General features: G+C 38.5%; 9 protein-coding genes. 7 read left to right on the top strand and 2 right to left on the bottom strand.

Features of this window, described 5'->3' with window-relative positions; translation table 11 throughout:
* Nucleotides 1-110: 110 nt before the first annotated feature.
* Nucleotides 111-1,448 carry an autotransporter outer membrane beta-barrel domain-containing protein gene (locus tag DRF59_RS06560; protein ID WP_123873656.1) on the bottom strand — a complete coding sequence of 446 codons (1,338 nt, stop codon included), beginning with the start codon at nt 1,446-1,448 and terminating at the stop codon, nt 111-113.
* A gap of 1,044 nt (nt 1,449-2,492) precedes the next feature.
* Here DRF59_RS06560 and DRF59_RS06555 point away from each other — a divergent pair.
* Both DRF59_RS06555 and DRF59_RS06550 read left to right on the top strand, forming a co-directional pair.
* A complete protein-coding gene (locus DRF59_RS06555) occupies nt 2,493-3,230 on the top strand; it encodes a hypothetical protein (RefSeq protein WP_115957973.1) in 738 nt (245 codons plus the stop codon).
* Nucleotides 3,231-3,246: 16 nt separating this feature from the next.
* Nucleotides 3,247-3,975 (top strand): hypothetical protein, encoded by a 729-nt coding sequence (locus DRF59_RS06550; RefSeq protein WP_115957971.1) that lies wholly within the window; start codon nt 3,247-3,249, stop codon nt 3,973-3,975.
* A 180-nt stretch (nt 3,976-4,155) separates the two neighbouring features.
* On the opposite strand, the gene DRF59_RS06545 is transcribed toward DRF59_RS06550, so the two are convergent.
* On the bottom strand, nt 4,156-4,740 hold the full coding sequence (locus DRF59_RS06545) for a hypothetical protein (RefSeq protein WP_115957969.1): 585 nt from the start codon (nt 4,738-4,740) through the stop codon (nt 4,156-4,158).
* 121 nt (nt 4,741-4,861) lie between these two features.
* Here DRF59_RS06545 and glsA point away from each other — a divergent pair, with 121 nt between their 5' ends.
* The 5 genes from glsA to DRF59_RS06520 all read left to right on the top strand — a co-directional run bounded on the left by glsA (nt 4,862) and on the right by DRF59_RS06520 (nt 15,206).
* Complete coding sequence (gene glsA / locus DRF59_RS06540; protein WP_115958199.1) at nt 4,862-5,875, top strand: glutaminase A; 1,014 nt, start codon at nt 4,862-4,864, stop codon at nt 5,873-5,875.
* Nucleotides 5,876-5,944: 69 nt separating this feature from the next.
* Nucleotides 5,945-6,541: a Crp/Fnr family transcriptional regulator gene (locus DRF59_RS06535; protein WP_115958197.1), complete on the top strand. Its 597-nt coding sequence runs from the start codon at nt 5,945-5,947 to the stop codon at nt 6,539-6,541.
* Nucleotides 6,542-6,624: 83 nt separating this feature from the next.
* Nucleotides 6,625-7,098 (top strand): DoxX family protein, encoded by a 474-nt coding sequence (locus DRF59_RS06530; RefSeq protein WP_115957967.1) that lies wholly within the window; start codon nt 6,625-6,627, stop codon nt 7,096-7,098.
* A gap of 58 nt (nt 7,099-7,156) precedes the next feature.
* Nucleotides 7,157-7,372 (top strand): cysteine hydrolase family protein, encoded by a 216-nt coding sequence (locus DRF59_RS06525; RefSeq protein WP_185144905.1) that lies wholly within the window; start codon nt 7,157-7,159, stop codon nt 7,370-7,372.
* Nucleotides 7,373-8,294: 922 nt separating this feature from the next.
* Nucleotides 8,295-15,206 (top strand): SDR family NAD(P)-dependent oxidoreductase, encoded by a 6,912-nt coding sequence (locus DRF59_RS06520; protein WP_407643385.1) that lies wholly within the window; start codon nt 8,295-8,297, stop codon nt 15,204-15,206.
* Nucleotides 15,207-15,216: the final 10 nt, after the last annotated feature.

The raw sequence follows: 15,216 nt of genomic DNA, 5'->3' as shown, positions 1-15,216 counted from the left end.
AGTCAATCATTTATTTAAAGACATACCATTAACTCAATAGCCTGACATGCTTTATATAAACAATTTAACTTTGTCCGGATATACAGAATCTTCTTTACCTATTTACTATCCTATTGAATTCTGTACCAGTCAGTTCCGTTACTGATAATGGTTACTGCACCTGTCAAGAGAAAAGGACCGGCAGCTGTAGAGCCATAATCCACTATATTATTTATCTTAATCGTTGCAGTTCCGGTATTTCTTATAATATATAGTACTCCATTACTACTACCCGCATCAGGAGGAGTAAAGATTCCATCACTTAACAAAATTACAGTTTTGTCCGTTCCTTGCGTCCCCACTGTAAATGCAGTAGTTCCGTTATTATGAAAAGCAGCTGCAGGAGCAGATATTCCGATTCCTACACGCTGGGTATTACTTCCCATATTTATCCCATAAATCCCATTTCCGATATTCAGCTGATTATTCCCCGAAGTATTTACTGCTTTGGTATCTGCCCCTAACATGATATTATTACTTCCTGAAACAAGATTATCTCCTGCATTGCTTCCTAATGCAACATTTTTATCTCCTACATTCACTGCAGCAGGCTTTAAATTATACAGTGCCTTGTTTCCTAATGCTGTATTAAAGCTTCCATATTGTGTTTTATTCAATGCCTCCACACCCACTGCTGTATTATATTCACCATAACCGTTATTGTATAGCGTATAACTTCCGATGCCTGTATTATAACTTCCCGTAACACCATTATAAAAAGAATTATGGCCTATGCTGGTATTCATCCGTCCATATATTAAATTTTGTGATGCCCCGTTTCCCACAGCTGTATTGGCATCTCCTGAAGAAACCCTGCTCAGGGCTGATGATCCGATAGCTGTATTATAAGCTGTCCTGTTTTCAGCAAGAGTATTCATCCCTATTCCAACATTGTGTTCCCCTGAAACATTTTTAGCCAAACTAAAACTACCGATCCCAATATTAAAGCGTGTGGTTGGAGAAAGGGATTCTAAAGCCTTAGTGCCCAACCCTATACTTTCTTTAAAAAAACGTCCTGATATAATTCCATTACGCTTAAATACCAAATCCTTATCATCCTGAGTTCCTATAAAATTGTATTGCGGATCAGTTCCGGAATTTCCTGATGTACTCCACGTATTTAATGAATTTGCTAATAAAGCCCACATACTGCCATTCCAATAATAATATCCGGGAATTACGGTATTTATACCACTTCCTGCTGATGCTGTATTATAAATTAAAAGCCCATTTGCAGGATCGGGTATAGTTACATTATCTGTAGTCCCTTTTAATGTAATTCTTGGAGGTAAAAATCCTTTATTATCTCCTGCAATATCCAGTGCTGATGACGGATGGGGCTGAGTAGTATTTATTCCTACCTGAGCATAACTATGCATAAAAGCTATCATAGAAAGCGTTGTTATCATTTTTCTTACTCGCATATCATTTTTTAATATTATTTTATTCTAATTTTGCTAACCTTTATTAATCCAACAAATTTTTAAAATTGTACTGAGCGAAGAAATCAGCACAGGAAACATTAAGAAATAAGGGAATTGTTTTACATGGCAAAATTATAATATGCTGTTCTCAATCATAGATAAAAAGGTAAAAAACAGAACTGACAAAATATCAAAAAACTTTTACAATATACACAAATTACTATAAATCAATTAATTAAATAAAAATAATAAAGCTTTAAAATAAATATAAAAAAGATCATTTTAAAACTTATTTTCAAGAAAAAATGCATTAAAAAAACTAAATCCGACGAAATAAATTTAAAATCTTCATAAGATTTTAAACTTTCCAACAAAATAGGTAAAAAAAATAAATGAAAATATAAGAAGCTTGTTTTACTTAAAATGATTCAACAAGTTTACATCTTCTTCCAAATCTGGGCTCCCCCATTTTAATCCAAAACCGATACTACCCATCCTGGTATTTCTGAAACCATTCTTCTTTTCACACAAAGCCAAACGATAATCGTAAACCATTTACTGTATGTAAATAAAAGGTTTTTTCAATGCGCTTGCCGTGTCCGTAAGTTATATAAGGAAGACTATGAACTATCTTCACTATGATAACTATTAAAGATCAGTTTTTAACCTCTACACATCTCTATTCCTTTGCTGAATTCATATTTCATTTCTTTTTTCAATATAAAATCATCATGAATCAATATTTTTATCAAGACCAGGAGAATTAAATAAAATACTAAAAATCAACGCATTATAAAAACATAAACTAATATTGACGATATGTCAGTTAAGGTTTTGTTGTTTTAAAACCATTAATTCGAAACAGGTATTAATTTTGCAACAAAATCAACGATTACTTACAAACAACACATAAAAACAACCAAATAAAACAAATAAGTTTAATAAATAATATATATTATCAATACCAATGAAAAATAAAAACTCAATTAAGAAAAACTGAATAAATCTAACAATAAAAAACATAAATCTATGAAAAAACATATATTTATAGCTACCTTACTGCTATATTCAGCACACATCAGCGCTCAGGTCGGAATCAATACACAAACACCTAAAGCGACTCTTGATATTGTAAAACAGGACGAGAACAACACTCCTGATGGTCTGTTATTACCCCGTTTTACTGCTGATGAAATTAAAGCAAGAGAAAATGCTTATGGAGAAGCCCAGAATGGCACCATGGTGTTTATAACCCAGCCGGTCACCTATAACGCCAGCTATACAGGAAAGGCTTCAGAAATCAGGAGCACCGGTATATTCTACTACAACCATACCCTGCAGAAATGGGTAAGTGCTACAAGTGGTTCCACAATGAATATACGTAAAATATCTACCGCTGATGTACCAGGCACTCCTCTGAATCCGGGAATTTACTTATATGAAGTAAAGCCTGATGACGATATTATTCTTATTTCGGGAAAAGGAGATAATGGTACTGTTAAACTTCTGCTTCCATGGGATTCCAATGATTTTCCTGTCGGGAAAAAAATATATGTTTCCAACACCAGTTACCGGAACAATCCGCTTCCGGTAGGAGTTCACAAGAAAGGAGAGCCGGACCTTCCCGGAACCCGGGACTATTCTCCGGCTGCCAGAGTATATTCCGGATACACTCAGGTCTTTATGTACATTGGGGATAAAAACACCCCTGACCCGAATGACCCGGGAAAATATCTGTCTCCATGGATCAATCTTTCTGGAATTTAATCTTTAAATTATAAAAATGGAAAAAAAATACTTATCGGCATTTGTATTATTTTTATCAATATTTTCATTTGGCCAGATAGGCCTGAGAATGGCAAACGGAAGTTTATTTTCTAATGCTCAGAGCAGCTCTGCATTCATTGATGCTTCATCTAATCCTGAATATAATGATAGTGATAACCTGGGTAAAGGACTACTCTTTCCAAGAGTAAAGCTTACCAGTTTCAGCCAGTTCGGAGGATCTGCCCCTTTTTCCCCGCAAAACTACCCATCACTTTATGACGGGTTTCTGGTCTATAATGTATCCGAAGGTGGGACAATACCTCCGGGTGGCGGTAAACTCAAGGGTACCCTTACAAAAGGCTTCTATTATTATGATAATTCAGGTTCATTTGGAAGTGTATTAAACGGGGGTACATGGAAAAAATTAGGATCCTCTGCCATAACTTCCTTAGAGGAGTCTGTGACAAATGTAACGGTTGATGACAAGCCGGTTTACAGCTTTAAAGGATCTTTTGCAGCAGATGGAGTGAGCACTTCAGTAACCCTTAATGATCTGAACACAACAATCATTAATAATATCAGTGCTGTGTACCGTATTACAATCTACAACAAAGACAAGTCTCTATTTACGAATACAGTCTACTCTTTCCGTCCTGAAACCCGGACTATTATAACAGGTGCTCCCAACATGTCAATGGTATACCCCGGAGGTACCTACACCTATATTTTGGAATATGTAAAATAACCGGATAATAAATCTTCAGAGAATTCACCTCTGGATTAAAAGATAAAGAAGGAGCATTTTGCTTTAACGCTCCCGTTTAAGTTTTGTTTTTGATCACAAAAGTCTTCAATAGCTGTTGCTGATTGGAGACTTTTGAATTTTGTATTTGCATCTCAAAGGAAAACTATAAAATCCTTCTGATTATTGCAGGGTAAAGTTATCTGTGAAACTTTTAAGTTCTTCTATAGGAACTTCATTAGCAGACACCACTACAGCATACCTGTTGTTTTCCAGATATTGTATACTGGTAAAACGGTCATTCTTAAACATACTCGAATCAAAATAAGCTTCCCAGCCTTTATAACTCTTGATATCCAAACCGTCTCCGCGCTCATCAATTTTTTTCAGCTCCAGATAATTAAGAAGATTACCTTTGATCTCTTCCGATCCGGGACCTGCCCCGTCTGTTACGACAATATGAATATTCTGTGATCCTTTTATGTAATCTGCTGTAGCACCAGAACCTCTTTCCTTATCTTCAAATGCATCTGCCCCCGTAAGCTTAAAACCATTAATATTATTTTTAAATTTACTTTTAAGATCATAAGCACTGATTGGCTTCAGCTTCTTTAATTCTTTAGCCAGATTCTCAACTTTCAACGAATCAGAATCAATATATATTTTTTTCGGTTCCAAAGTTAGTGGCTGACGGGCATCTGCCGAATTAAGCCCCAGTACACTTATCAACGATACACCTATAATTCCTGTTCCCAAATAAAATTTCATATTATATGCTGTTTAAGTCATCATTCATAACAAAAAATACACCAATTAAAACTAACAAGTAAGAAATATTTTATCTTTGTTTTTCAAGACGTATTTAAACATGTATTCGAATATATTCTATATGAAAAAAAATAGCTTTTTATTTTCTGCAAAAGGAATTCTGACAGCCGCTTTCCTTTCTTTAAATGCTGTGACATATGCACAAAAAACTGCAGATATTTCAACAGTCTCTGAAAAAGCCCTCAGCAGCATCCTGGAAAAAAACAGATCGTACTACACCCAGGGAAAAGTTGCTGATTATATTCCTGAATTGGGAAAAATGGATGCCAAAGCTATTGCACTTTCAGTTGTAGATAAAAATGGCAACATCTACAATACCGGAGATGTACACAAAAAATTCACCATGCAGAGCATTTCAAAAATCATAGCATTAATGATTGCAGTGAATGAAAAAGGAGAAGCCCATATTTTTGACAAGATGGGATATTTCGGATCTGATAAACCTTTTAATCATTTTTCAAACCTTGAAACCACTGGAAAACCGCTCAATCCAATGATGAATGCCGGTGCTATTCTTACCACATCCCTGATTTCAGGAGAAGGAGAGAAACCTTTTCTTAAAATACTGGATATGGTAAGGTATATTACCAAAAACCCTGGTATTGATTACAGTAAATCGGTATATGAATCTGAAAAATCCACAGGACACCGTAACCGCGGGATGTTTTACCTGATGAAAAACAACGGACTGATCTCAGGCAACGAAGACCAGCTGGATAATTACTTTAAACAATGCTCAATAGAACTAACTGCTGAAGACCTTGCAAAAATAGGATACTTCTTTGCCCATCAATGTGTACGGTTTGACGGAGATGATAAATATAAAAATACCGAAGTCGCAAAATTAGTAGAATCACAGATGCTGGTTGCCGGAATGTACGAATTCAGTGGTGAATACGCCCGGACTGTTGGCCTGCCAAGTAAATCAGGAGTAGGAGGAGGAATTACAGTAAGTGTTCCCGGAAAAATAGGTATTGGCGTTTTCAGCCCGTCACTGGATCAGCATGGAAATTCATTGGCAGGTTATCATATGATCCTGGATATGGTTAAACAATATGGACTGAGCATATTCTGATTTCCCGGTCTTTATTTTTACAGAAGCTTATAGAAAGGTAACTATATTTGAGTAAACATCACACATCATATGCCCCCTTATGACATCATATTAAAGCATATTGGTCAGCATGTCTCCCTGACAGATCAGGAAAAGGAGATCATCTGCTCTTCCCTGCTCTGCAAAAAAATCAGGCGCAAGCAATATCTTTTACAGGAGGGAACCATCTGCACACACGATTTTTTTGTTATCAGTGGCTGTCTGAGACAATATGAAGTAAGCCCGAGCGGACGGGAAAATACCGTACAGTTTGCTTTTGAAAACTGGTGGATTTCCGACTGGTACAGTATGATCCATAACCAGCCTTCCGTGTATAATATTGAGGCATTGGAAAATTCCGAAGTTTTTATGATTGAAAAAAAAAGACTGGAACAGCTGTATACAGAAGTACCGGCACTGGAAAGTTATTTCCGTAAAATGTTCATGCTGGCTTTTGTTTCCCTTCAAAAGAAGGTGCTATATCAGCAAAAACCTGCTGAAGAAAGATATCTTGAATTTACGAAAAGCTACGGATGGTTTGAACAACGCCTGTCACAGCAGCATATTGCTTCTTTTTTAGGAATTACAAGAGAGACATTAAGCCGGCTCAGAGGCCAGCAACATAAAGATCATTCAGAAAACCTGTGATATATAGCACAGGTTTTTTTTATCAAAAATCACATCATAATTTGATGTCCCCATCCTAATTTTGTCCAATAAAATTTAAAAAAATGGATACAAAAATCAAACAATGGATGATATCTTCCAAAAATGAATGGGGACCATTTATTTTACGCCTTACTCTGGGTATTGTATTATTTCCGCATGCAGTACAAAAACTGTTTGGCTGGTTTGGAGGGCCCGGTCTGGGTGGAGAGATGGATTATATGACCACACACGTCGGACTCCACCCTTTAGTTGCAGCAGCTGCAATAATCGTAGAATGTCTGGGAACCTTCCTGATTTTGATAGGGCTCTGTACAAAACTCACATCAATTGCTGTTTTCTTTTTATTCATAGGAATGATTGTAGTAGACCATGCTTCCCACGGTTTTTTCATGAACTGGTTTGGCAAAATACCCGCAGGAGCAGAAGGATTTGAATATCATCTTCTGGTATTGGGAATCTGTCTTACCCTTATTGTACAAGGAGCAGGCAAATATTCAATAGACCGTTTAAGATCCCGGAAAAATCCTGTCATATAATTTTTGCATGATAAACCATTCATTATCTTAGTTTCCAAGACAACTTATTATTTATTTTATGAAAACAAATACTGCGCTGGCCGCTAAAGATTTTGGTTTTAACTGTACCATTATCGGTGATGCCTGTGCAACAAAAAATATGGAAATCCAGGGAAAGACAGTTCCAGCCGGAGAGGTACAAGACTCTTTTCTTTCTGCATTAAGCTATTTCTACTCTACTGTAATCAACACCGAAGAATATCTGGCCGGGATCTCTCCGGTTCAGATTATTTGACCTTAAGCAGCTTATATTTCAAAAGCAAATAATTCAGGTCAAATAATTCATCAGCTACTCAGATCTAACCTTGCTCTTTCAGGCAGGGTTATTTTTTATTTTCTTTTGTTTCGCCATTTACAAGTTTACATTGCAGTTTTTTTACTCAAAAACGATATGTTAATTTTTTTGAACAGATAAATCCGGTTCATCTGCCTTTTTATGGACGTTCGCTATATTATCTTTTTGTAATATTAAGAAAACAAATCTCACCGGACTGAGATATTTTATTTTTTATTCTTATCTTTGCTTAACATTATTTCAACTATAATCGATTATAGTTAAACCTCTCAGATTGTACCATTTTTTTTGTAAGAATAAAAAAAATAAACCGCTAATTTTAATAATATTTAAACAAATCAATTTCTTTTGTTAAAAAATTATTATTAAATCATATGTATTATTAAAAATACAATACAATTTTATTACTTTTATTCCATCGTAACGACAATTACTTTTCGTGTAGAAAAAACAGATTGTCTGTTATATAATTTACTGTGATCATTTCAATATTATAATGCAATGAAAACCTTGACTATTAGTGGGTACATCCCGATGAAAAACCGAAAGCAAAAAACTGATTCAAATAACCTGTTGGTTAATAGTGTTTTATTTAAAAAACAATCATCAATTTTAATTTATTATTAAAAATATAACATAAATTAACTATTTTTATTCCGTCATAACAAAAAATTATTCTTTATATAAAAGGATTTAATATTTTATTATACAGTTTTTAATCCACTATTTCAATACCATAAATGCCATGAAAAATTTAAACATTATCGGACTGACTCCTTTTGAAAAACCGGACGTTAATCTGATCCCGAAATTGCATCAGGCAGGTGCATTTCCCGTTCTCAGTTTAGGACAGGATACAACAATTGCCGAAGAAGTGCTTCGTCAGCTTGACCAGATTGATCCGCCTTCTTATGGCATTCACATTACCAATGATAAACAGATATCATTGAAAATTCCTCAAAAAGTAAAATTTATAATCCTTCCTTTTGGAAATTCCAGCAGTTTTCATATGGAAATCCCGGTCATTTATCAGGTAACAAGCCTGGAAGAGGCTCTACAGGCAGAAGGAGCCGGAGCAAAAGGAATTATTATAAAAGGAAATGAAGCCGGGGGACTTGTAGGTTATGAGTCAGCGTTCATCCTGTTTCAGCGCATTATTAAAGAAGTCAAAAGCATACCAGTATGGGTACAGGGCGGAATCGGTCTTCATACTGCCGCTGCCGTAAAGGCATTGGGTGCAGCAGGGATCATACTGGACAGCCAGCTGGCTCTTTTTCCTGAAAGTTCAGTTCCCCAGGAACTCAAAGATGTATGCTCAAAACTGAACGGCACAGAAACTAAAATCATTGCCAGCCATCGTGTATTGGTAAGGCCTAATTCTCCTGCTTTACCTGACCAGATAAGTACTGAGGAGCTCAGAACATACTTTAACGGTTTTGACCTTAGCAAAAATTATATCCCGATGGGACAGGATATTTCTCTGGCTACAGATCTTTATGAGGATTTTAAAACCCTGAAAAAGTTAGTCTTTGGATTCAAAGAAGCGATGTACGGCCATGTAAAACAGGCTAAGGCACTTCAGGTAATTAACGAAAACAATGCAATAGCGCAGGAACTTAACCTGCGCTATCCGATAGCACAGGGACCTATGACCCGTGTAAGTGATGTGCCCTTATTTGCCAATGCTGTAGCTGAAGCCGGAGCTTTACCATTCGTTGCATTATCACTACTTAAGGGCAATTCAGCAAAAGCTCTTGTAATGGAAACTAAAAGACTTGCCGGAGATAAGACCTGGGGAGTAGGCATCCTCGGATTTGCCCCGCCCGAACTGAGGGAAGAACAGACATCTTATATCCTGGAAGCAAAACCGCCTGTAGTTCTTATTGCAGGAGGGAGGCCTACCCAGGCTAAAGTATTTGAAAAAGCAGGAATAAAATCTTTTCTGCATGTACCTTCGCCCGCCCTGCTGGATATTTTCCTGAAAGAAGGTGCTACAAACTTCATTTTCGAGGGACGTGAATGCGGAGGACATGTGGGACCCCTTTCCAGTATGGTACTTTGGGAAAAGCAGATTGAACGGATTCTGAAAGAAGAACATCCTGAAAACATCAGTGTTTTTTTTGCAGGAGGGATACACAACGCATTTTCTACAGCGTTTGTCTCCATTATGGCAGCACCATTAGCCGCAAGAGGAGTAAAGATAGGGGTACTGATGGGAACCGCTTACCTTTATACCCATGAAGCAGTACTTACAGGAGCCATTCAGGAAGAATTCCAACTACAGGCCATGCAGGCAAAAGATACCGTTTTGCTGGAAACAGCACCCGGACATGAAACCCGTTGCTTAAATACAGCATTTGCCAACTATTTCAACACAGAAAAAGCAAAGCTTTTGGCTGCCGGAATGGATAAAAAAGAAGTATGGGAACAACTTGAAAAATTAAATGTAGGCCGCTTACGTATTGCGGCTAAAGGTATAGAACGCCAGGGCGATAAACTGGTCAGTATTCCTAAAGATGATCAACTAGACTTAGGAATGTACATGATTGGTCAGGTAGCTACGATGCACAACCGCGTGATTTCACTTGCAGCTCTTCATCAAAGTATCACAGACAATGCTGAGCTTGTTCAGAATGCAGTATTACCTGAAGAACCGGTTTCTACAGAAAAGCCACTGGATATTGCGATCGTAGGGATGGAATGTATCTTTCCGGGCGCTAAAAACCTGAATGAATACTGGAGAAATATTATTTTAGGAAAAGACAGTGTTACCGAAGTACCGGATGAAAGATGGAATAAAGAATTGTATTACCATCCGGATTCTGACGGACCAGATGTGTCTCATTCCAAATGGGGAGGCTTTATTCCTAAAATTGATTTTGATCCGCTGGCATTCGGAATTCCGCCACAATCTCTGGCAGCTATTGAGCCTACACAACTGCTTACTTTACTGGTGGCAAAACGTGCCATGGAAGATGCAGGATATGGTGAAAAACAAATCAACAGGGAAAATATTTCTGTCATTATAGGTGCTGAGGGAGGTAACGACCTTGCCAACAGCTATAGTTTCAGAGGATACTATAAGCAGGTTTTCGGAGAACTTCATGAAGAAGTAAAAGAAGCTTTTCCCCATACTACAGAAGACTCATTCCCGGGTATTCTTGCCAATGTCATCGCCGGCAGAATTACAAACCGCCTGGACCTTGGCGGCAGAAACTTTACCGTAGATGCAGCCTGTGCCTCTTCATTGGCAGCTATTGATCTGGCTTGCCAGGAACTTGTATTAGGAAAATCTGATATGGTTCTTGCAGGAGGAGCAGACTTACACAATGGCATTAATGATTACCTGATGTTCTCCAGTACCCATGCCCTTTCCAGAAAAGGAAGATGTGCTACATTTGACAGTGATGCAGACGGTATTGCCCTTGGAGAAGGTATTGCCATTCTTGTTCTGAAAAGATATGAGGATGCTGTACATGATGGTGACCGTATCTATTCCGTGATCAAAGGAGTTGGAGGGTCCAGTGACGGTAAAGCACTGGGACTTACTGCACCAAGAAAAATAGGTCAGGTAAGAGCACTGGAGCGTGCCTATTCCCAGGCAGGGATAAGTCCTGCTTCCGTAGGTCTTGTAGAAGCTCACGGTACAGGAACAGTAGTAGGTGATAAAACAGAATTGAGTGCATTAACAAATTTATTCAGCCGTTCAGGGGCTTTACCCGGTCAGACCCATTTAGGTTCGGTGAAAACACAAATCGGACATACCAAGTGTGCTGCGGGATTAGCAGGATTAATCAAAGCCTCCCTTGCTGTATACCACGGGGTAAAACCACCTACCCTTCATCTTCAACAGCCTAATGCTTACTATAATGCTGAAACCAGCCCGTTTGCATTCCATGTAGAAAGTGGATTATGGTCAGAAAAAAAACGTTATGCAGGAATCAGCGCTTTCGGATTTGGAGGAACCAACTTCCATACAGTCATTGCCAGTCATCCCAAACAGGACAACTCAATCGCAATGCAGTCATGGCCTTCGGAATTGTTTGTTTTTCGTGGAGATACTTATGAAGAAGCAAAAGGACAGTCCGGCCAGGTAAAAGCTTTGTTAGAAATTAATGATGGTATTCCATTACAGGATATCGCATACAGCTTAAGCATCAGTTCAGAAAAACCGATTCAGTTCAGCATCGTGGCAGACACCGTTGAAGATCTGATGATGAAGCTGGAACTGGTATTACTGGGAATTGAGACAAAAGACACCTTTACTGTAAATAAAAAAGAAGGTAAAGTCGCCTTCACATTCCCCGGACAAGGCAGCCAGAGAATCAATATGGCTCGTGATTTATTCGTAGTCTTCCCGGCTATGCGCAAAATTATTAATGAGTATCCTGAGCTTGAAAAAGTGGTTTTCCCATCCAAAACATTCAATGAGGCTGATTTAAAAAGACAAAAAGAAACCATTAAAGATACCCGTTTAGCTCAGCCTCTTCTGGGAATTGTTGATCTTGCATTGGCTAAATTCTTAAAATCATTGGGCATTATTCCGGATATGCTGGCCGGCCACAGCTATGGTGAAATACCAGCTTTGTGCTTTGCAGGAGTATTTGGAGAAGATAAACTGGTGGATTTAAGTGTTAAGAGAGCTCAGTCTATCTTAGACTCAGTGGAAGGCGGAGATCCGGGTTCAATGCTGGCTGCCAGTGCCACACCGGAACGTCTTCAGCCAATTATTGCTAAAACAGAAGGATGCTACCCTGTGAACTTTAATGCTCCTGCACAGTGTGTCATTGCAGGAAGTACAGAAGCAATCAGCAAATTGCTGGAAGTTCTTAAACAGGAAGGTATTTCTGCTAAAAAGCTTGAAGTTGCCTGTGCATTCCACAGTCCATTATTAGCAAAATCCAGGGATTTATATGCTGAAGTATTGAAAGACATTCCTTTCGCGGAAATGCAGATTCCTGTCTGGTCTAATACCACGGCAGAAGTATATCCGGCAGATCCTTCAGAAATAAAAGAAAGACTTACCGATCATCTGGTACAGCCTGTAAGATTTGTAGAACAGCTGCAGGCGATGTATAATGACGGTGCAAGAATATTTATCGAGGTAGGACCAGGAAAAGTACTTACCGGCCTGACCAAATCCTGTCTGGAAAAAGATCAGCTGACCCTATATGTTGAAGATAACAGCCACAATAAATTCAGTCATCTGCTTTGCATGCTGGCACAATATTTAGGAACAGGCCGAAGCTTTAATATTGACAAACTTTTCGATGGCCGAAACGTGAAGATTATTGATCTTAGTCAGCCTGAACTTTACAAGAAAAGTCCAGCCATCTGGCGTGTTAACGGGCAAACTGCCCATCCAACCCATGGTAATCTGCCATCTAATGGTGCATTACCACTCATAAACCCTATTCCCATGAACAATTTTACTACGAATCATCAGGCACCCGCAGCTGAAGCGCAATCTACCGCTGAACGTATGCTGCAGGAATATTTAAATAGTATGAAATTAATGATACAGGCACAGCGTGATGTAATGCTTTCCTTTATGGGACAAAACCCTCAGGCATTCCCTGCTCCTGTATACAATTCACCGGAACCAGTTGCTGCACACCAGTCAATATCTGCTATTCCCGTACAGCCTGTTCAGCAGGAAAGACCAATAGCTGCTGTGACAAAACAAACTCCTTCAAGAGATATCAAATCCTTATTACTACAGGTAGTAAGTGACAAAACAGGATATCCTCAGGAAATGCTTGGGATGGAAATGGATCTTGAAGCTGATTTAAGTATTGACTCTATTAAGAGAGTTGAGATCATCGGAACACTTCGTAATGAACTGGGTACTCTGGGTAATGCAAACACCAGTGAAGATACTGTTATGGAACAGCTTGCCGGAATAAAAACATTAAGCGGTCTCGTTTCATGGCTTACTGAATTCTCAGGTGCAGCTACAGCAGATGTGTCCGAAAAAAACGGGTCATCAGTTGAACCGGCGGTTTCAAAAACACAAGCTCAAGCAGCATTCTCTCTGGAAGATCTTCAAAACGCTATTCTGAATATCGTAAGTGAAAAAACAGGATATCCGAAAGAAATGTTAGGATTAGACCTTGACCTGGAAGCAGATCTCAGCATTGATTCTATTAAACGTATGGAAATTATCGGAGATCTTAAAGCCCAGGTTGGCTTTGGTAAAGACATGGAACAGGCAGATGATCTGATGGAAAAACTGGCAGCAATAAAAACCCTTCGTGGTTTAGCCGGGTGGATCAGTGAAATGAACGGAGAAACCAAAGGCATGGAAGAGGAAATAAAGGAGACTGATACCTCTGAAGTAACAAATAATGTCTTATCACGTCTTCGTTTTGATATCACTCCTACAGAGGCTTCTTTAATACAAAACAGTGAAATTCTGCAGGGAAAACGTTTTGCAATCACCAGTGACAACAGCAGGCAAACCTCAGCAATTAAAGCTGAACTGGAAAAACACGGAGCCATCGCAGAATTGGTAGATGCAGAAAAAGACCTTTCTCATGTTGATGGACTGATCATGCTGGATTTGTTCTCCGCTACAGATAAACCAAGCATTATCGATCATGTTGACCTGATTAAAAAATTAGATTTTGATAAAGTGAAATGGGTATATTTAATTTCTGACATTGCTGCCCATATTCAGGAAGTAACCGATGCCCGAATATTGCGTCATCATCAGGGGTATCCCGGCCTTTTCAAAAGTCTGGCCCGAGAGTTTGACCACACCACCTGCAGACTGATCAGCTTAAGCACACCTCAGGAAGTGGATCAAATCGCTGATATTACCTTAAAAGAAATATTAACCAACGATAAACCGGCTGAAGTTATTTATAAAAACGAACAAAGACATCAGGTAGATCTCATCCCTTCCCCACTGTCCACCAGCTTACATGAAGCCCACATTCAGTTAGATCAGAAATCAGTAGTACTGGTATTGGGAGGTGCACAGGGAATTACTGCAGAATTGGTGAAACATATGTCTCAGGCCTATCCATGTACTTATATTTTAGTAGGAAGATCGGCAGATCCGAGAAATGAAGCTTCTGCAATAGAATTTGAAGGAATGAAGACAAAAGAAGAAATCAGGGCTTTCCTTATAAAATCCGGAAAATTCACTTCTCCTGCCGAGATCGAAAAAGAAACAACAAAAATTTTCAAAAACAATCAGATTTTACGCACGATCCGTGACATGGAAGCACTTGGAAATACAATTATTTATCAATCATTAGATCTTTGCAACGAAGAAGGATTAAGCAATCTGATCAGCAGTATTTATGAGAAATACAACCGCCTGGATGGGGTAATTCACGGAGCAGGCCTTTTAGAAGATAAATTATTCAAACAGAAGACAACCAGCTCTTTCGGCCGTGTATTTGATACCAAGGTAAAACCGCTTCGTGTGTTGGCTGAACAACTTCGTACAGACTGCCAGTTCGTCGTATTATTCTCAAGTATCGCATCTGTATACGGCAACAAAGGCCAGACAGATTATGCCGCTGCCAACAGCGTACTGGATGATTACGCCAAAGCTTTAAATAAAAGATTAAAAGGAAAAGTAATCTCCATCAACTGGGGGCCATGGAAAGGAGCCGGAATGGTCTCTTCCACCCTTGAATCTGAATACGAACGCAGAGGAATTTCTATGATCCCATTGGACGAAGGGAAAGAAATTTTTCTTAACGAAATAAAATATGGAACTGAAAGCCAGGTTCTTATTATGTCAGGAAATAATTGGTAAACCTCTGTAT

Origin of the sequence: Chryseobacterium flavum (genome assembly GCF_003385595.1) — a bacterium.
Classification (GTDB): domain Bacteria; phylum Bacteroidota; class Bacteroidia; order Flavobacteriales; family Weeksellaceae; genus Chryseobacterium; species Chryseobacterium flavum.
This window is presented reverse-complemented; position numbering and strand designations above follow the sequence as displayed.

Coding starts and splice junctions, on each gene's coding strand:
- DRF59_RS06560 (WP_123873656.1), bottom strand. CDS start 1,448: ATGATAACAACGCTTTCTATGATAGCTTTTATGCATAGTTATGCTCAG.
- DRF59_RS06555 (WP_115957973.1), top strand. CDS start 2,493: ATGAAAAAACATATATTTATAGCTACCTTACTGCTATATTCAGCACAC.
- DRF59_RS06550 (WP_115957971.1), top strand. CDS start 3,247: ATGGAAAAAAAATACTTATCGGCATTTGTATTATTTTTATCAATATTT.
- DRF59_RS06545 (WP_115957969.1), bottom strand. CDS start 4,740: ATGAAATTTTATTTGGGAACAGGAATTATAGGTGTATCGTTGATAAGT.
- glsA (WP_115958199.1), top strand. CDS start 4,862: ATGAAAAAAAATAGCTTTTTATTTTCTGCAAAAGGAATTCTGACAGCC.
- DRF59_RS06535 (WP_115958197.1), top strand. CDS start 5,945: ATGCCCCCTTATGACATCATATTAAAGCATATTGGTCAGCATGTCTCC.
- DRF59_RS06530 (WP_115957967.1), top strand. CDS start 6,625: ATGGATACAAAAATCAAACAATGGATGATATCTTCCAAAAATGAATGG.
- DRF59_RS06525 (WP_185144905.1), top strand. CDS start 7,157: ATGAAAACAAATACTGCGCTGGCCGCTAAAGATTTTGGTTTTAACTGT.